At 73.6% G+C, this 17,903-nt stretch carries 15 protein-coding genes; 9 read left to right on the top strand and 6 right to left on the bottom strand.

Annotated elements, in window-relative coordinates:
- Positions 1-78 precede the first annotated feature (78 nt).
- The 3 genes from B6R96_RS34340 to B6R96_RS34350 are packed head-to-tail and all read left to right on the top strand — an operon-like array spanning position 79 to position 2,826.
- Entirely contained in the window at positions 79-651 is a 573-nt protein-coding gene (locus B6R96_RS34340; RefSeq protein WP_081524692.1) for a hypothetical protein, read from the top strand.
- 34 nt (positions 652-685) lie between these two features.
- A complete protein-coding gene (locus tag B6R96_RS34345) occupies positions 686-1,417 on the top strand; it encodes a response regulator transcription factor (RefSeq protein ID WP_030387657.1) in 732 nt (243 codons plus the stop codon).
- Positions 1,414-2,826, top strand: a complete 1,413-nt coding sequence (locus B6R96_RS34350; RefSeq protein WP_081524693.1) for a sensor histidine kinase — start codon at positions 1,414-1,416, stop codon at positions 2,824-2,826. The genes B6R96_RS34345 and B6R96_RS34350 overlap by 4 nt, the downstream gene beginning before the upstream one ends.
- A 10-nt stretch (positions 2,827-2,836) precedes the next feature.
- Here the strand turns inward: B6R96_RS34350 and B6R96_RS34355 are convergent, their stop codons facing one another.
- Positions 2,837-3,574 (bottom strand): SAM-dependent methyltransferase, encoded by a 738-nt coding sequence (locus B6R96_RS34355; RefSeq protein WP_053703642.1) that lies wholly within the window; start codon positions 3,572-3,574, stop codon positions 2,837-2,839.
- A 120-nt stretch (positions 3,575-3,694) separates the two neighbouring features.
- Positions 3,695-8,479 carry a hypothetical protein gene (locus tag B6R96_RS34360; protein ID WP_081524694.1) on the bottom strand — a complete coding sequence of 1,595 codons (4,785 nt, stop codon included), beginning with the start codon at positions 8,477-8,479 and terminating at the stop codon, positions 3,695-3,697.
- A 250-nt stretch (positions 8,480-8,729) separates the two neighbouring features.
- Between B6R96_RS34360 and nadE the strand changes: the two genes are divergently transcribed.
- From nadE to B6R96_RS37790, 5 genes are all read left to right on the top strand, one after another.
- Complete coding sequence (nadE, locus tag B6R96_RS34365; RefSeq protein WP_081524695.1) at positions 8,730-9,560, top strand: ammonia-dependent NAD(+) synthetase; 831 nt, start codon at positions 8,730-8,732, stop codon at positions 9,558-9,560.
- Positions 9,561-9,723: 163 nt separating this feature from the next.
- Positions 9,724-10,950: a PP2C family protein-serine/threonine phosphatase gene (locus tag B6R96_RS34370; protein WP_081525398.1), complete on the top strand. Its 1,227-nt coding sequence runs from the start codon at positions 9,724-9,726 to the stop codon at positions 10,948-10,950.
- 88 nt (positions 10,951-11,038) lie between these two features.
- The gene (locus tag B6R96_RS34375; protein WP_081524696.1) at positions 11,039-11,803 is read left to right on the top strand and encodes a GNAT family N-acetyltransferase; all 765 of its coding nucleotides are present in this window, start codon (positions 11,039-11,041) and stop codon (positions 11,801-11,803) included.
- Positions 11,804-11,992: 189 nt separating this feature from the next.
- Positions 11,993-13,270: a YhgE/Pip domain-containing protein gene (locus tag B6R96_RS34380; RefSeq protein ID WP_081524697.1), complete on the top strand. Its 1,278-nt coding sequence runs from the start codon at positions 11,993-11,995 to the stop codon at positions 13,268-13,270.
- 108 nt (positions 13,271-13,378) lie between these two features.
- Positions 13,379-13,525, top strand: coding sequence for a hypothetical protein (locus tag B6R96_RS37790; RefSeq protein ID WP_203351693.1), 147 nt, complete (start codon positions 13,379-13,381; stop codon positions 13,523-13,525).
- Between the two features lie 80 nt (positions 13,526-13,605).
- On the opposite strand, the gene B6R96_RS34385 is transcribed toward B6R96_RS37790, so the two are convergent.
- Positions 13,606-14,298 (bottom strand): septal ring lytic transglycosylase RlpA family protein, encoded by a 693-nt coding sequence (locus B6R96_RS34385; RefSeq protein WP_237291604.1) that lies wholly within the window; start codon positions 14,296-14,298, stop codon positions 13,606-13,608.
- A gap of 490 nt (positions 14,299-14,788) precedes the next feature.
- Between B6R96_RS34385 and B6R96_RS34390 the strand changes: the two genes are divergently transcribed.
- The gene (locus B6R96_RS34390; protein WP_237291727.1) at positions 14,789-15,253 is read left to right on the top strand and encodes a DUF2199 domain-containing protein; all 465 of its coding nucleotides are present in this window, start codon (positions 14,789-14,791) and stop codon (positions 15,251-15,253) included.
- 83 nt (positions 15,254-15,336) lie between these two features.
- Here B6R96_RS34390 and B6R96_RS34395 read toward each other — a convergent pair whose 3' ends face one another.
- The 3 genes from B6R96_RS34395 to B6R96_RS34405 form a co-directional block, all read right to left on the bottom strand.
- Positions 15,337-15,873: a hypothetical protein gene (locus B6R96_RS34395; protein ID WP_081524700.1), complete on the bottom strand. Its 537-nt coding sequence runs from the start codon at positions 15,871-15,873 to the stop codon at positions 15,337-15,339.
- Positions 15,874-16,124: 251 nt separating this feature from the next.
- Positions 16,125-16,637, bottom strand: coding sequence for a hypothetical protein (locus B6R96_RS34400; RefSeq protein ID WP_081524701.1), 513 nt, complete (start codon positions 16,635-16,637; stop codon positions 16,125-16,127).
- A 280-nt stretch (positions 16,638-16,917) separates the two neighbouring features.
- The gene (locus B6R96_RS34405; RefSeq protein WP_053703703.1) at positions 16,918-17,874 is read right to left on the bottom strand and encodes a methionyl-tRNA formyltransferase; all 957 of its coding nucleotides are present in this window, start codon (positions 17,872-17,874) and stop codon (positions 16,918-16,920) included.
- Between the last annotated feature and the right edge of the window lie 29 nt (positions 17,875-17,903).

Consider the following 17,903-nt stretch of genomic DNA (forward strand, 5'->3'; position numbering starts at 1 on the left):
CGATCCTCTGGATCCCCCTTTTCCCCGATACACAGAGACAGAAAAGACACAGAGCCGCAGATGAACCTTTCCCCGCGTATGACGCATTCCCGTACGACCCGTACGACCCGGACGGTGGTCGCCCTTCTCTGCCTGGCCGCGCTCACGGCATGCGGCGAGCAGTCCGCCGAGAACTCCGCCTCCGCCACCACCGCCGCACCGCCGGCCACGAGCAACTTCAGCGAGAACGGGGTCACCGTCACGCTCTCCGTGTCCGACTGGCACGCCCCGAACGGCACCCTGACCGCGGTCTTCACCCCCGAGGAGAAGGGCTTCCACCTCTACAGCACCGAACTGCCCCTCACCGGGATAGAAGGCGTGGGCCGACCGACCGCGGTGGCCGTCACCGGCGCCCTCAAGGCCGAGGGGAAGCTGAAGGCCGCCGCCGACGTACGCACCATCAGCGTGCCCGGAGTCGACGCCCCGGTCCCCGTCTATCCCGACGGCCCCGTCACCACCACCCTGCCCATCCGCGCCGACGGCAACGGGGACGCGACGGTCCTGCTCGGCTACGCGAGCTGCAGCACGGAACAGGGCTGCACCATTCCGGTCGCCGACCGCCCCGTACACCTGCGGATCACCGACGAAGGCCCGACCTTCGCCGCCCACTAGAAGGGTGCCCGGAGCGAACCCCTAAGGTGTGCCCATGCCCAGCGTCCTCGTCGTGGAAGACGACCCCAGCATCCGCCAGTCGCTCATCGAGGTCCTGGCGGAGCACGGGTATGCCGTACGCAGCGTGGGCGACGGCTTCGGCGCCCTGCGCGAGGTCACCCAGACACCCGTCGACGCCGTGGTCCTCGACCTCGGGCTGCCCGATCTGGACGGGGGAGACGCACTGCGCATGATCCGGGGCATATCCTCCGTTCCCGTACTCGTGGCCACCGCCCGCGACGACGAGACCGAAATCATCAAACTCCTCAACGCGGGCGCCGACGACTACCTCGTCAAGCCCTTCTCCGGGGGACAGCTCATCGCACGCCTCTCCGCCGTCCTGCGGCGCACCAGCCACGTGCCGCCCACCGCGGGCGCCCACACCGGGCCGGGGGCGCGGTCGGCGCCGGCCGCCGAACCGCTGCGCGCCACCACCGTCGGCGAGCTCGTGGTGGACCCCGGCGCGCGCACCGCGTACCTGGCCGGCCGGGAGCTCCACCTGACCCGGCGGGAGTTCGACCTCCTGGCCTTCCTCGCCCACCACACCGGCCAGGTCGTCTCCAAACGCCGTCTGCTGACCGAGGTCTGGCGCGAGCCGTACGTGGACGACCAGACCGTCGACGTGCACCTGTCCTCGCTGCGCCGCAAGCTCGGCGAACGCGCGGCCGCCCCCCGCTACCTGCTGACCGTGCGCGGCGTCGGCATCAAGCTGGTGGCTCCCCGGTGAGACGCTCACTGGCCGGAGTGGCGCTCGCCGTGACCTCCATGGTCGCCCTCTCCTTCCTCATACCCCTCGGCGCCCTGGTGATGTCGCTGGTCAAGGAGCAGAGCGTCACCGCGGCCGAACAGCGCGCCGCCGCCCTGGCCCCCGTCCTCACGCTCACCACCGATCCGTCGGCGCTACGCGAATCCGCCGCCGGACTGGACGAGTCCGAGCACCTGGTCGTCCATCTGCCGGACGCGCAGACCCTCGGCGACACCCAGGCCCCGGCAAAACTGCTCGAACGGGCCCAGCAGGGACGCGAGTCCATCTCCCAGAAGACGCCCGGCGGATGGATCTGCCTGCAGCCGGTGGTGCTCCCCGGCGACCGGGTCGCCGTCATCGAGAACTTCGTCCCCGACGAGGAACTGACCCGCGGGGTCCGGGCCTCCTGGGCGGTCATGCTGCTGCTCGCGGTCGGCCTCGTCGGAGGCTCCGTACTGGTCGCCGACCGGCTCGGCGCGAAGGTCGTCCGGTCCTCCAAGAAGCTCGCCCAGGCCTCGCACACCCTGGGCCAGGGCAATCTGGACACCCGGGTCGAACCCATGGGCCCCAAGGAACTGCGCGACGCGGGCGTGGCCTTCAACGCCATGGCCCACCGCATGACGGAACTCCTCGCCATCGAGCGCGAACTGGTCGCCGACCTGTCCCACCGGCTGCGCACCCCGCTGACCGCCCTGCACCTGGCGTCGGAGCGGATGGCCGGTACGCCGGAGTCGGCCAGGGTGGAGGCGGCGGTGCACGCACTGGAGACGGAACTCCAGGCCATCATCGCGGCGGCACGGACACCGCTCGCCGTGGGGCCCATGGGCCACGGCATGCGCAGTGCGGAACCGAGTACCCCCCGGCCGGCGGCCGGGGCGGAACCGGCCGCGGGCTGCCGCTCCGAGGCCGCCGAAGTCGTCCGGCGCCGGACCGCCTTCTGGGCGGTCCTCGCCGAGCAGCAGGACCGGCCCTGCGCCCTGGAGATCACTCAGGAACCCACGGCCGTCAGCCTCAGCGACGACGACATCGCCGCCGTGGTGGACGCGCTCATCGGCAACGTCTTCAGCCACACCCCGGCCGGCACCGCGTTCGGCGTCCGCGTCGTGCGGACCGCGCAGGCCGTGGAGCTGATCGTGGAGGACTCCGGGCCGGGCATTCCGGAACCGGACCGGGCGCTGTCGCGGGGGAGCAGCACCGGTTCCTCGGGGCTCGGCCTCGACATCGCCCGCCGGGCCGCGGCCGTCACGGGCGGGTCGATGCGCGTCGGCCACGGGCCGCGGGGCGGCGCGCACATCACCGTGGTGTTCGCGCTGGCGCCGTCCCAGTCGGCCGGGCGCGGGCCGCGCGGCTCGCGGCGGCGCACCGGATGGTGGCCGCCGCGCAAGCGCTGAACCGCCCGGGTCAGCCCGAGGTGGGCCGCAGCACCAGAGTGAGGAAGCCGAAGCTGTCCCGGTAGGAGTGCAGCCACTCCGTACGCCGGGCCGTGGCCGTCGCGAGCGCCTCGGCCGCGTCCGGATCGCCGGGGCGGTCGAGCGCCCACGAGGCCAACGAGCCCCAGCAGGACCACTCGTAGTCGTCCAGTTCCCGGCGGCTGCTGACATGGCCGTGGACCGGAGTCCAGCCGTCGGCGACGACGCGGTCCACGGTGGTCGCGAGGTCGTCGAGCTCTCCGAAGAGCTCGAACGCCTCGGGGGAGGGCGTACGGTCCCAGAACCCGTCACCGATCAGCACCCGGCCACCGGGAGCCAGGTGCTTCCGGGCCGCCGCCAGCGTCGGCAACAGGCCGCCGAAAGCATGGCTGGCCCCGACGCTGAGCACCAGGTCGAAGGCCTGCGCGGGGACGAAGTCGGCGGCCTCCTGCCGGTGCAGGACCAGACGGTCCTGGACGCCGAGCCGCTCCGCCGACCGGCGGGCCAGCTCCAGGGCCTGCTCGGAGACGTCCACACCCTCGGCATGCAGGCCCGGGTGCGCGGCCAGGGCACGCAGCAGCCACTCCGCGCTCCCGCAGCCGAGGTCGAGCAGCCGCTCGTCACCGCGCGGCGCGCCGTGGCCGAGCAGCCCGCGTACCGAGTCGTCGTCGAGCGGAGCCTTGATGGGGTGGCCGGCGTGGGCGATCCCGGAGATCTGTTCACGGTTCATCGGAGCAGCCTGTCAACACCGGGGCCCGCGCGCACCTGATTTCCGTCCGACCAACGGACAAGCCGCAGCGCCCCGGCCGCGCCGAGGCGCAGTTGTGCCCGGCGGCCACCCGGGGGAGAGTCAGCGGCCGGGGGACCTCCGCTCCCAGGCCTGCGCGAACATCTCGTGCAGGGGCGCCGTCGGCAGCACCCGGTGGAAGGGGGCCCGGATCGAATTGCTCCCCAGCGGGCGGACCAGGTGGCTCGCCAGCTTCACGGTCTCCAGCGGCAGGTTCGGGGCCTTCAGCTCGGTCCACTCCCCGGGCAGGAACACGGTCCGGCCGGCCCGCGCCCGCTTCGCCTCGACGACCGTGCCGGTGGCGAGGAGCTCCTCCCGGACCTCCGTGTGCCGCTTGGCGGACCAGCCGTTCCACCGGCGCACGTTCCGGTCGGTGGGGGCGGCGAGGGTCGCCACCTGGAGGTACAGCGCCGCCGCGTCCGCGTGCGTGCCGAGCTCCGCTGCCACGTGCGCGACCAGCTCCGGGCAGGACCGCCGCGGGTCCGCCTCGTACGCACCCGCCGGCAGCGGTCCCGAACGGGCCCGGAGCATCATCCGCTCCAGCCCGCCACCCGCCAGCAGCGGTGCCACCCGGTCCAACTCCTCCGCGAGGTCGGTGACCTCGCGGACCCGCCGCCACACCGCCGGCTCGGCGACCGCCGCGGGCCGCAGGAAGGACGCGCCGCCCGGCGAGCACACCACCAGCGGTCCGTTGTCGTGCGCCGTCACCGGAACCGGACCCTCCTCCTTGCGATCGCCCCTCGCCACCGGCAGCAGCCCGGGCCCGAACCGCTCCGCGATCCGCTCCGAAGTGTCCTGGACCCTGCCGCCGGGCAGCGCCAGCAGCAGCTCCGGCCGCGCCAGTTCGGCCCGCAGCCGCTCGTACACGTCCATCGCCCCGGCCACCGCGGGATCCCCGACGGGCCGTTCCGTCCAGGCCCACACCAGCGCGCCCGCGATCCCCCGCACGTCCAGGCCCACCGGGGTGCGGTACGGCAGCTCGGGCCCGGCCGCGGGCACGGCCCGGACCTCCACCCCGGCGCCGTACCGGGTCGCCGCCAGCTCCCAGCCGACCGCCTCCACGGTCGCGTCCGCCGCGGCCCCGTACCCGCCCGCCAGCCGCCGGGCCCACACCTCGGAGAGCCCCAGATCGGCCTCCAGGGCGTCCGCCACCTCGTCGTCCACTGCGGACACCGCCCCGAGGAGCTCCCGCCACACCCCCGCCATCCGCTCCACCGCCGCGTCGACCCCGCCCGGCCGCCACAGCTCGGCCGGGTCCTCGGGCAGGGCGGCCGCGAGGACGGCGCGCTGTCCGGCGCCCCCGAGCCGCGCGCGCAGCGCCCCGTACGCCTCGGCCGTCATCCCGGACGCCCGGTACGGGGCCTTGCGCGCCAGGTCGCGGTCCTCGTCCCGGTGCGACCGCCCCACCAGACCGGCCATCGCCAGCCGGGCCACGGCCCGCCGCACACCGGTCAGTTCCGCGAAGCGCGCGGCCGCCGACTCCGGCACCGGAACCGGCCCGTGCGTCTCGACCGCCGCCACCAGGGCCCGGAGCCGGGCGGCGTCGTCACCCCGCACCCGGACCCGAACCGCCCCGTAGACCGCCGCCGGTACCGGGTCGCCGTCCGCGTCCTCCGCGGCGGACGCCACGAACCAGCACACCGCACCCCCGCCGCGCACCGGCGCGGACGCCACGGCGGTCCCGCCCGCCCGCAGCCGGTCCAGGACCGCGGCGTCGCAGGTCCGGCCCACCCACCACCGGCTGCCCGCACGCGCGAACGGCTGCTCGGCCCAGGTGTCGAGCAGCGCGAGCAGCGCGGACCGCTCCGCGTCCGGGGTCGGCGCCACCGCCGCCCGCCACGCCACGGCGTCGATCGCACCGAGCAGTTGGGACCAGTCGCGCGGCGGCGCCGGCGGTGACAGCCGCCGCACCTCCTCCACGATCGTCCCCGCCAGGCAGGCGCCGTCCGCGGCGAGGGCGCTCAGCGTCGCCGGCAGGGCCGCCTCCCGGAACCGCCGGTGCGCCTCGCCCTCCTCGACCGGGAGCAGCCCGAACAGCGCGGGCACCAGCTCGGTGTCGGGCGCGGACCGGCGCAGCCGGACCGGCGGGGCCTCGGCGAGCAGCGACACCCGCCGGTGCAGCGCCCGCCGCCGCTCCTTTACCCGGGCAGTCCGCCCGGCCACCGCCACGACCGCCTCGACCAGCACCGCGTCGGTGATCTCGGGCAACTCCCGGGCCACGGCGGCGCGCAGCGCCTCCTCGCCGGTGAGGGCGGCCGCCAGCAGCGTGTGCGCCGACTGCGGTCGCACGTTCCGCAGCGCCCGCGACCCGGCCGCGTCGCGCGTGCGCAGCAGGTACCAGAAGGCGGGCGGCAGCGCCACGCCGCCCGATACGGTGACCTGCCGCCGCGGCCCCACCCGCGGGTGCCGGGGCGAGCGGTGCCCGTCCAGCTCCCACAGCAGGACGCCGTCGGCGGTGTACGCGCGCACACCCGTGGGGGTCTGCGCCTCGGCGAGGACCACGTCCTCCACCGCGCCCTCCGGCGCGGCCCACAGCGCCCACGGTTCCTGGCCCTTGCGGTCGATGTCGAACCGCGCCGTACGCCCGTCCACGCTCTCCACCAGGAAGTGGTCGGGCGCGTGATCCCGGTGGCGGGTACGGAACAGCACGCGCGTACCGACCAGTCCGTCCCGGCTGCCCAGCGGCGAGTCGGACAGCCCGGCGGGCAGCGGAGCCAGCTGGAGGGCCTCCGTGGCGAGGCTCATCCCGCCCTCGGACGGCTCCGTGCCCGGATCCTCGCTCGCGGGGCGGCCGGGGAAGTCCGGGAGCGCGACGGCTCCCCGCCGCTCCCCGGTGACCGCGTCCACCACCTCCCAGGGCTGCTTCCCGAAGACGGCGTTGGTCCAGATCCGGGAACCGTCGCCGATCAGCAGCTCGTCGCTGTCGATGCCACCGGTGCCACCCGGACGCAGCACGCGCCGGCCGCCGTGGCGCCCGCCTCCGTCGGCGGTCTCGAACTGGAAGCCGTACGCGCCGTCCAGGCTGCCGCCGAACGGCTTCAGCCCGCCGACCTCCGCGGGCGCGAACGGCTCCTCGGGCCGATCGGCCCAGACGGCGGTGTCGCAGAAGTAGGGGTTCGGCTTGAGGGTCCAGCTCACCAGGAAGGCGCCGCCCACATAGTGCACGGCGAACATGGTCGCGCCCTCGGGCACCGCGAACCGGCAGGAGCCCCGCTCGCCGTCCGGCGCCACGGCGACGGCCCGGTCCCGCCCGAACACCGTCAGCACCGGCCAGGTGCAGGTCACCCCGGCCACCCCCGGCAGCACCGGGCCGGGCTCCCCGCCCGGCGCCCCGCTGCGCTCGTCGTCCGCCGCCGCTCCGGGCGCCGCGTCCGCCGCGAAGGCCGCGTACACCGACTCCAGGGCGGGCCAGGCCAGTTCCTCCGGCAGACCGGCCGCGAGCGAGCGCCGCAGCGTGCCCGCCGCATCCGCCCCGGCGAGGGCGTCGACGATCCCGCCGAGTGCCGTCACCGTCGGCCGGTCCAACAGGGTCTCCAACTCGGCGACGGCCTCCTCGGCGCCGGCCGTGCCGCCGTTCGCCACGGTGTCGACGAGCTTGCCGACCCGCCCGGCCACCTCACGGGCTATGCCCTCGTTGCCGGGCAGCAGCGTCACCGCCGAACCGGCGCGGCGCCGCCGCGCGGCCCGGTGGTCGGGGAGCAGATCGGCATGGACCGTCCCCTCCAGGCGGGGGCCGAACACCGGGTCCGCGGCCAGAGCGACGAGGTCCCGCCGGGACCGCTCGGCCCAGAACCTCATCCGGACCTCCGGGCCCGGGTCGACCACCGCGACCCCGGCCGCCAGACAGGCGTCCAGCACGTCGGCGTCGAAGCCGTGGTAGTGGTACCGCGTGGTGTGCACCGCGACCGGAGTGCCCGACGCCCGCAGCAGCGGCCCCAACCGGCCCACCAGATCGAGGAATTCCGCGGGCAGCGGCTGCCGCGCGACGCCTCCGCCGGGCTGCAGCGCGTACTGGTACATGCGGACGAACCGGCCGACCCAGTGGGACAGCCCGCCCTCCGGCACCACCCGCCCGGTCTCCATCGCCTCCGCCGCGCCGCAGCCGATCAGCATCCGCAGCCAGGCCCCGCCGTCGGTGACCCCGGTGGGGAAGACCTCCACCAGCCCGGCCAGGACGGGATCCGCCGGCGGATGGGCCGTCAGGACCGGTTCCGCGGCGGTCAGCAAGGCCTCCGGAACGGACTTCTCGCGGGTGGCCGAAAGGACCGCCCCCACCATCCGGGCGGATTCCCGGTCACCGTGCCCGGCCGCCTTCGCGGAGGCCCGTACCCGCCGCACCAGATCGGCCGGCAGGTCCGCCGGGGAGCCCGCCCACGCGGTCAGGAACGCCTCCATGGCCGAGTGCGCCGCCGCGGGATCCAGGGTGTCCGCGAGGAAGCGCTGATGGGCCCCGAACTCCATGGCCGGCATGGCCCCGCCCGCGGCGAACAGCAGAGCATTGGCCCGACGGTAGCCGGGATCGATCGGCAGCCCGTGCTCGGCCTCGGCCGCGCGCGCAGCCGCGTACGCCCGCCCGCCGGGCCGGCTCCCGTGCCCGATCAGCCGGTGGCCCACCGTGTCCCAGAACCAGGGCAGGTGCGCCGGCGGCAGCCGCCGGGCGCGCACGGCCATCGTGTCGACGAACCGGCCGGGCTTGTGCCGGGACCGGCCGAGCTCGGTGTGCATGTCCTCCATCAGGCCCCGCGCGAGTGCGGCCGCGCCCGGGTCATGGGCGGCGACCCAGTCGGCGTACGTGGTCGAGGCGTGCGGACCGGAGGCGGGCAGCAGGGCGTCGAGCGAGACGATCATGCTCCGCATCGTCCCACGGACCACTGACACTCCGTGAGGGCCCGGCCATGGCCCCGGTCCGGGCCCCGGCCCTCGGCCCCCGGCCCCCGCCTCCCCGGCGCAGCCGTGACCGGGGGCGTGACCGGGGGCCGTGACCGGGCGCCGGGACCCCGTCGGCTTCCCTTAGAGTGCTTCCGTCCCGTACACGTGACTGTGACCCCGGCCGGGCGGCGCGTGCCGACCCGCGCACGGGCCCGAGCGAGGAGCAACCGTGACCGACCTGGCGTCCATATCCCTGCAGCAGGAGATCGCCCGGGATCTCCAGGTGAGCGCGTCCTTCGACGCACGGCAGGAGATCGAGCGCCGCGTGGCCTTCCTCGCCGACCGGCTGACCTCCACGGGCCTGCACGCCCTGGTCCTGGGCATCAGCGGCGGCGTCGACTCCACCACCGCGGGCCGGCTGTGCCAGCTCGCCGTCGAGCGGGTCCGGGCCGCCGGGCACGACGCGACCTTCTTCGCGATGCGGCTGCCGTACGGGACCCAGGCCGACGAGAAGGACGCACAGCTGGCGCTCGATTTCATCCGGGCCGACCGCGTCCTGACCGTGGACGTGAAGGCCGCGAGCGATGCCGCCCTGGAGGCGGGGCTGGCCGGCGGGACCGTCTTCCGCGACGCCCACCACCAGGACTTCGTGCACGGCAACATCAAGGCCCGCCAGCGCATGATCGCCCAGTACGCGGTGGCCGGTGCGCACGCGGGCCTGGTCGTCGGCACCGACCACGCCGCCGAGGCCGTCTCCGGCTTCTTCACCAAGTTCGGCGACGGCGCGGCCGACGTCGTACCGCTCACCGGTCTCACCAAGCGGCGCGTACGGGCCCTCGCGGACGAGCTGGGCGCACCGGCGCAGCTGGTGCACAAGACCCCGACCGCCGACCTGGAGACCCTGGACCCGGGCAAGCCCGACGAGGACGCGCTCGGCGTCACGTACGACGACATCGACGACTTCCTGGAGGGCAAGCCCGTCGACGGGGCGGCCTTCGAGGCCATCGTCGGCCGCTACCGGCTCACCGAGCACAAGCGACAGCTCCCGATCGCCCCCTGAGCGACTCCGGGGGCCGCACCCCACCGGTCGCGGCGTCCCGCCGCCGGCTCCGGGACTGGGCCGAACGGCTCAATCCCGGAGCCGGCGGCGGGCCCGCCCCGGACCGCCGCCCTATCGTGGGAAACGACCCCATGACCGGGCGGTGGCGCGCGAACAGGTGGACGTGGACGGAACCGGGATCGACTATCACACGGTGTTCCAAGCCCTGCCGGGCGCGGTCGCGCTGCTCACCCCTGATCTCGTGTTCGCGGACGTCGACGAGTCCTTCCTGTCGGCGTTCGGCCGCACCCGGGAGCAGCTCGTCGGCCGCTACCTCTTCGACGTCCTCCCCGACAACCCCACCGATCCGGGGGCGAACGGCGTGCGCAACCTGCGCGCCTCACTGGAACGGGTCAAGGCCACCGGGGTACGCGACAGCATGGCCGTGCAGCGCTACGACGTGGAGTCGCCCCACGGCTCCGGGGTGTGGCACGAGCGCTACTGGAGCCCCGTCAACGTACCGGTCCTCGCCCCCGACGGCAGCGTGGCGCTGCTGCTGCACCGGGTGGAGGAGGTCACCGAGATCATCCGGGCCCGGGGCGGCCGCGGCGACCCGGACCGCGCCCACGTGCTCGAGGCCGATATCTACGCCCGCGGCCGGGAGCTCCAGGAGGTCAACGAACGCCTGCGCCAGTCGCACGCGCAGGAGCGCGACGTGGCCCTCCACCTCCAGGAGGCCCTGCTGCCGGCACCGCGCCCGCTCGGCCACCACCATGCCGCCGTGCGCTACCGGCCCTCGACCGAGTCCCTGAACGTGTGCGGTGACTGGTACGACCTCGTCGACCGACCCGGTCGTACCGCCGTCGCCGTCGGCGACGTCGTCGGCCACGGCCTCAGGGCGGCCGGGGTCATGGGCCAGCTGCGCAGCGCCCTGTCGGCCGCCTCCCATGTCGCCCAGGGACCGGCGCAGGCCCTGGAGGTCCTCGGCCTCTACGCCCGCTCCGTCGACGGAGCGGAGTCCACCACGGCCGTCTCGGTCTTCATCGACTGGAACAGCCGCACCCTCACCTACAGCAGCGCGGGCCACCCGCCGCCCGTCCTGTGCCACCCCGACGGCACGGTGACCTTCCTCGACGAGGCCACCGACCCCCCGCTCGGCGCCCGGCCCGAGCACGCCCCGCGCCCCGAGGCACGGGTCGCCTTCACCACGGGCAGCGCCCTCGTCCTCTACACCGACGGGCTCATCGAACGCCGCCACGAGGACATCGACGTAGGACTGGGCCGGCTCGCCGACTCCCTCGTGCGCCACCGCACCGCCGGCCCCGAGGCCATCGCCGACGCGCTGCTGGCCGAGCTCATCCCCGCGGCCGGCATCACCGACGACACCGCGCTGGTCGTCCTGCGCATGTGAGAGCCCCGCCCGCCCCCTGCCCCGCCCCCGGTCACCCCGTACGGAAACCCGCAGGCGGGCCCGGGCCGCGGCTGCGTAGGCTCGGCCCATGCAGAGCCCAGAACTCCAGCGCGTCCACACCTTCCTGTCGGACTTCGCCCGCCGCCAGGCCGCGCACACCGCCAACCTCCCCGGAGGATTCGCCGCGTACGACGACACGTACGCCCACTCCCGGGCGAACAACCAGGTCGTCATCGACGCGGCCGTGGACCCCGGTGCACTGCCGGCCCTCGCGGACGAGGCCCTCGGACACCTGCCGCACCGGCTGGTCTCCGTACTCGACGACGAAACCGGCAGGGCGTGCGCACAGCCGCTGATCCGGGCCGGCTACACCCACTCCACCTATCTGGTCATGCAGCACACCGGCCCCGCGCCGGACGACGCCGGACCGGCCCAGGAGGTCGACCTCGACGCGCTGCGCGTTCCGCTGGCGCGGCGCTGGCGGGGCTTCCTCCCGGACGTCGACGACGAGGTGCTGCACCAGCTCGTCGACCGGCGCGAGGCCCGCCGGCGCGGGGCGGACGTCGTGCGGTTCATCGGCGCCCGCACCGCGGCGGGCGACGTCGCCTCCTGGGCCGACCTCTACGTGGACCGGGCGACCGGCACCGCCCAGATCGAGGACCTGATCACCGCCGAGCACCACCTCGGCCGCGGCTACGCCGACGCCGTCCTGACCGGCGCCCTGCACCGGGCCGCCGCTTACGACTGCGACCTGCGCTTCCTGACGGCGGACGCGATGGACTGGCCGCGCCACTGGTACGAGCGCCGCGGCTTCACCGTCATCGGCCACACGCACGCCTTCGAACGCGGCTGACGCCACGCCCCCCGCCGCACCACCGGGCCCGCCGGTGGGCTGTTCCGGTGGTCCCGCACGCGGGATCGCCGCCGGTGCGCGAGGGGTGCGACGGGCGGGACGGGTGCGGGGACCATCCTGGGAGTGCCGTGCGGCCCGGCCGCTCCCACCGTCCTTCGATCCCGGCCCGCCGGGAAGCTACGGAGACCGATGTCCCCGACCGACGCCCCCGCCGCCCCCGAAGCCACTGCCGCGGCCCTGCTGCGCCGCCCTCAGCTGTGGCTGGTCCCCACCATCCTCACGGGGCTGCTCGCCCTGCTGCTGTCGCTCCTCTACATGGGCGGCATCGTCAACCCCAACGCGGAACTGCGCGACCTGCCCATCGCCCTGGTCAACGAGGACACCGGAAAGCCACCGCCGGGGCAGCAGCAGAACCTGGGCACGCAGATCACGGCCGCCATCTCCGCCGACCCCGCGGGCGGCAAGGCGGACTGGCGCGAACTGACCCTCGCCCAGGCCCAGGATCAGCTCGACTCCGGGAAGGTCTACGGCGCGCTGGTGGTGCCGGCCGGCTTCACCGACTCCGTCGCGGCGCTCCCCACGGCCGGGGCGAAGAAGCTGCCGACCATCACCGTGCTCACCAACCCCGGCAAGGGCAGCCTCGGCTCCTCCCTGGCCGGCCAGATCACCACGCAGGCCGCCCACCGCGCGTCCCGGACCATCGGTGAACAGCTCACCGCATCCGCCGGAGCCCAGGCGAGCCCCACCGCGAAGCTGCTGCTCGCCGATCCGGTCGACGTCGTCACACAGGTCGGCCACCCGATCGGCGCGCACACCGGCCTCGGCCTGACGGCCTTCTACTACACGCTGCTGCTGGTGCTCGCCGGATTCATGGGCGGCAACGTCATCAGCAACGGCGTCGACACCGCCCTCGGCTACGCCGACAACGAGATCGGCCCCTGGCACACCCGCCGCCCGACGGTGCCGATCAACCGTACGCAGACGCTGCTCCTGAAGATGGTGATGACCGCGGGCATCACGCTCGTCAGCGTGTCGCTGGTGATGCTGGCCTGCGTCGCCATCCTGGGGATGGATGCTTCCCACCTGCCGCTGCTGTGGGTCTACTCCTACTGCGCGGCCCTCGCCGTCGGCCTGGGCGTGCAGGCCATCAACGCCGCGTTCGGCGGGATCGGCCAGCTCGTGTCGATGTTCGTGTTCATCGTGCTGGGCCTGCCGTCGTCGGGTGCGACCGTCCCGCTGCAGGCGGTCCCCGGCTTCTACCGCTTCCTCTCCCACTTCGAACCGATGCGCCAGCTCAGCGACGGCGTACGCGCGATCCTCTACTTCGACGCCCGCGGCGACGCGGGGCTCACCCGCTCCTGGATCATGATCGCGGTCGGCACCGTACTGGCCCTGCTCTTCGGCTTCGCCATGACCCGCTACTACGACCGCAAGGGCCACAAGCGACTCACGCCGCAACCCGCCTGACGGGGCGGACGCGTCGCGGGGCGGGCGGGGCGGGCGGCGGCCGGCCGAACGGCACATACCTGCTGCGCCACGGGGTACACGAGCCGACGAGGACCCCAAGGAGGCGACATGTCAGCGTTGTTGACCCGTATCAAGCAGTTCGCGCGCAGTCCGCAGGGACAGCGGGCCGTCGCATCGGCGCGGCGGGCCGCAGCCGACCCGCGCACGCGCACCCAGGCCGGCCGGCTGCTGAACCGCCTGCGCGGGCGGCGCTGACCGCCCGGCGGTAGCGGCCGCGCAGGCCACGGCGGGGAGGGCGGGTCCGGGCCCGTGCCCCGCCGTGGCTTTGGCGCTGCTCAGCCCACGCGTTCGACGCGTGCGCGGCGGATGAGGTTCTTGCCGGGCTCCCGTACCTTGTCGAAGGCCGCGTTGTTGAGCAGGACGCAGCTGCCGGAGGGGCCGTTGACGGTGACGGTGGTGGCTTGGCCGTTGTCGAGGTTGGTCACCTTCAGCTTGGTCCCGACGGGGAAGGTCCCACTGCTCGCGGCCGGCGCGCCCGCCTCACCGGACAGGGTCACGGTCGATCCGGGACACACCACCTCCCCGGTCGCCGGCGGCACCTGAACGCCGGCGGCCTGGCCCGGCGCACCATTGCCCGTTCCGGCGCCCGTGCCCGTGCCGGTGCCGGCTCCCGCGCCTGCGCCGCCGGCCACGCGTTCAATGCGTGCGCGGCGGATGAGGTTCTTGCCGGGCTCCCGTACCTTGTCGAAGGCCGCGTTGTTGAGCAGGACGCAGCTGCCGGAGGGGCCGTTGACGGTGACGGTGGTGGCTTGGCCGTTGTCGAGGTTGGTCACCTTCAGCTTCGTCCCGACGGGGAAGGTCCCGCTCGTGGCCGCCGGCGGACCCGCTTCACCGGACAACGTGACCGTCGACCCCTTGCACACCACGTCGGGGGCGGCGGCGTTGCTGGTCGCCACGGTGGCTACGACCCCGCCGGCCACGAGGGACCCCGTGACGACAGAGAGCACGAGCTTCTTCTTGAGACTCATAGTCCGTTTTCTGGACACCTGACACTCCTCGATCCGATGGGTGCTGTCTCCCCCTGGCGTCCTGCATACGGCCGGGATCACGCGCGGAGGCAGTCCTGTTGCCTTTTTACGAATCAAGCCGCGAGAAGGTTTGAGACGCTGCGCGGGGGCGCAACACGGGGCGCGCGGCAGCCGCGCCGGGACCCGACGAAGCAGGTCAGCAGCCCGCACGCCCAGGGACGGACCCGCACGCTCTCCCCGGCGCCGAGGCTGTTGCCCGGCCCGGCACCGGGCGGACCACAGGCAGCCTTAAGGTTCGTTTGATTCCCCCTTAACCACCCCGAGGCGCAGCCCGAGGAGCCCCGCAGAGGCCGAGGCGCGACGCCGAACGCACCGAGCCGTGCATCGATGTCGACGATCTCGCAGCCCCCCGATCAGTAGGCTCCGCGTCATGACCAGTGATCTCGGATTCACCTGCTCGTGCTGCGACGCACGGCATCCTGAGCTCCCGATGAACTACACGGCCGAGGCCCCGGCCGTGTGGGATCCGGCCTTCGCCGATGCCGACGACTGCCTGCTCTCGTCGGACCAGTGCGTGATCCGTGCGCGGTTCTACTTCGTCAAGGGCCTGGTCGAGATACCGGTCATCGGCACTGACGAGAGGTTCTCGTGGGGCGTATGGGTCTCCCTCAGCCGCGAGAACTTCTCCCGGGCGGCGGATCTGTGGGACACACCGGGCAGGGAGTTCGAGGAGCCGTACTTCGGCCGGCTCAGCACCGATCTGCTCGCGTACGCGCCCACCACCCTCAACCTGAAGACGAACCTCCACACCCGGCCGCTCGGCGAGCGCCCCTTCGTCGAGCTCGAACCCACCGACCACCCCCTCGCCGTCGAGCAGCGCACGGGGATCACGCGCGACCGCGTGCGCGAGATCGCCGCCGCCGTCCTCCACCCCACCCGCGACGGGCGGCGATGATGGACGACGCACGGGGCCTCGGCGGGGGCTGAGTTCCGCAGGACCTGCACCGCAGGGCAGCCCTGCGGTGCAGGTCCTGCGGGTCAGTCCCGGTCCGAGGGGTACAGCGCCTCGGAGATCATGCGGGTCGCGAACTCGCGGTCGCCGGTGACCCGGTTGATGTGCTCGGCGAGCAGCAGGGCCGTGGCTTCCAGGGAGTTCATCTCGTCCCCGGTCCAGTCTCCGTACTGCTTGCGCCACAGGTTGGGGCTCAGTCCGGTGGCGGCTGCGACGACCATGCCGACCATGGTGGGGATGACCTCGGGGCGGACGCTCCTGGGCATCATGCGCATCGAGGCCACGAAACTCGGAACCACGTACTCGATCACGTCGGTGTGCTGGTCCTCGTGAGCCATCCGCAGCCACTGCATGAACATGTAGATGAGCGTGCAGGCGCCGTCCACCAGGTCGTTGGCCTCCTCCGGGCCCAGCGAGGCGGTGAACTGGTCGATCAACTGCTGCTGTTCGGGGTGGGTCTCGGCCTTGCCCGAGTAGATGGTTCTGAGCCGGGAGTCGATCATCATGAGCGCTGCACCCACATCGCCGGCGGGAGCGTATTTGGCGTCGCAGGGCGATGGCACAGAATTCCTCCTCGGGTGACCATGGGCAACGGACCGTCTCCGTACAGTAGCCACCCGACGGGAGGGCGGTCAGCCGAATCCCGAGGGCGGCCCTTCCCCGCGGTGCGGCAGCGCCCGCCGAAGGCGCGGGAGAACCAGGTCGAAGCCGGCGAGCGCAGCCCGGTCGAGGATGAGTTCGCCCGGCTCTCGGCATCGACCGACAGGTGGTCGCCGGTCCGGCTCCGCTCGGCTCGCGTCGAGCAGGGCACCCTCTAGGGGAGTGCGCTGGTCACGCCGTCGACGACCATCATCCACATGGGCTGGGCGCCGGTGCCGAAGGCCGCGGCCAGGGCGTAGCCGATCGCGGCGTCCGCCGGGCGCAGTTCGAGGTCCTCGCGCCATTCGGCGATGACCGTCTCGTCGCCGTCGGACGAGAAGTCGCCCAGGTGGGTGCCGTCGCGGGTCAGCCGGCTGCTCGGGACGGAGTCCGGGACCAAGCGGTAGGACGCCCCGTCGTACTCGACGTCCACCCGGTACGAGTGCCTGGTCAGCCGGCCCTTCGCCGGCAGCAGGCCGACCGGTGCGCCGTCGAGCCGCATCGTGAGGTGCGCCGGGTCGCGGGTGCCGATGGCGATCTGCGGGTCCGCCTCCGCCGCGGGGTCGCGCTCCAGCGTCACGCGGGGGATCGCCTCGCCGTCGACCTCGAGGCGGTCCTGGTCGTTCAGGCGGACGGTGATCGCGCCGAAGTACGTGTCCTCGATGGGGGCTCGGTCTATCTCGTTCACAGGTGGGAGCCACTTCGGTGTGTGGTGTGTGGTGTGTGGGACGTGCGGTGGGCGGTGAGTTGCCAGGAGCGGCAGCGCGCCCTCCGCATCACCCTACCGGGGACGATCATGCCGCCGTGCGCCGCCGTGCCGCCTGACCCGGCCCGTGCCTCCGCTGCCGAGCCGTGCGGCGACGTGGTAGGGCCCGACCCGTGGTCATGCAGGTGTTGGCAGGTCGCCACCTGGGCGCCGGGTCCTCCCCGGCGCCCGGGTCGACGCCGCGGGTCGGCGGCGCAGGGGCTCAGCGGTTCAGCGGCCTGCTGGTCAAGTACCCGCCCATGGCGGTGAAGTAGTCGGTGGCGGGCATCTCCTCGCCGTCCTCGGTGCGCACCCGCGTGATGGCCAGGCCGTGGTTGCGCCCCGTGCGCGCATCGGCGCCGGCCACGATCACGACGCCTTCGCCCTCGCGGTAGAACACCCGGCCGGGCGTGCCGCCGTAGCGGCCCTCGGAGACGACGGCGGCCAGTACCTCCAGTCGCTTGCCGCGGTGGAAGGTGAAGGCGGCCGGGTACGGGGCGGACTGGGCGCGGACCAGCCGCTGAAGGTCCTCGGCGGGCCAGTTCCAGTCGATGCGGATGTCCTCCGCCGACCGCTTGTGGAAGAAGCTGGCCTGCGAGCGGTCCTGGCGGGTGAACTCGGTCTCGCCGGCCGCGATCCGGCCCAGCGCGCCGACGGTGACCGGCGCGATCAGGTCGACCGTCTTGTGGAACAGGTCGGTGGCGGTGTCGGTCGGGCCGACCGGCACGGCCCGCTGGACCACGATGTCGCCCGCGTCGAGCTCGTCGTTCATCAGGTGGGCGGTGACGCCCACTTCGGGCTCGCCGTTGATCAGCGCCCAGATCAGCGGCGAGAAGCCGGCGTACTTGGGCAGCAGCGAGTCGTGCACGTTGAGGGTGCCGTGGCGGGGGAGGTTGAAGATGCGCGGGGGGATCCAGGTGCGCCAGTTGTTCGCCACGATGATGTCCGGTTCTGCCTCCTTGAGGCGCGTGAACAACTCTTCGTCGTCGGGGCGGTTGCGGATCAGTACCGGGACGCCGTGGTCGTCCGCGAGGTCGGCGACCGAGTCGCTCCAGATCTTCTCGTACGCGTGCTCGCTCCTGGGGTGCGTGACGACCAGAACGACATCGTGTTCGGAATCCAGCAGGGCCTGCAGGGTGCGGTGCCCCCACGTCTGATAGCCGAACATGACGACCCGCATGGGGTTCCTCCTTGGAGCGGCGACAGATT

Source organism: Streptomyces sp. Sge12 (assembly GCF_002080455.1).
Lineage (GTDB): Bacteria > Actinomycetota > Actinomycetes > Streptomycetales > Streptomycetaceae > Streptomyces.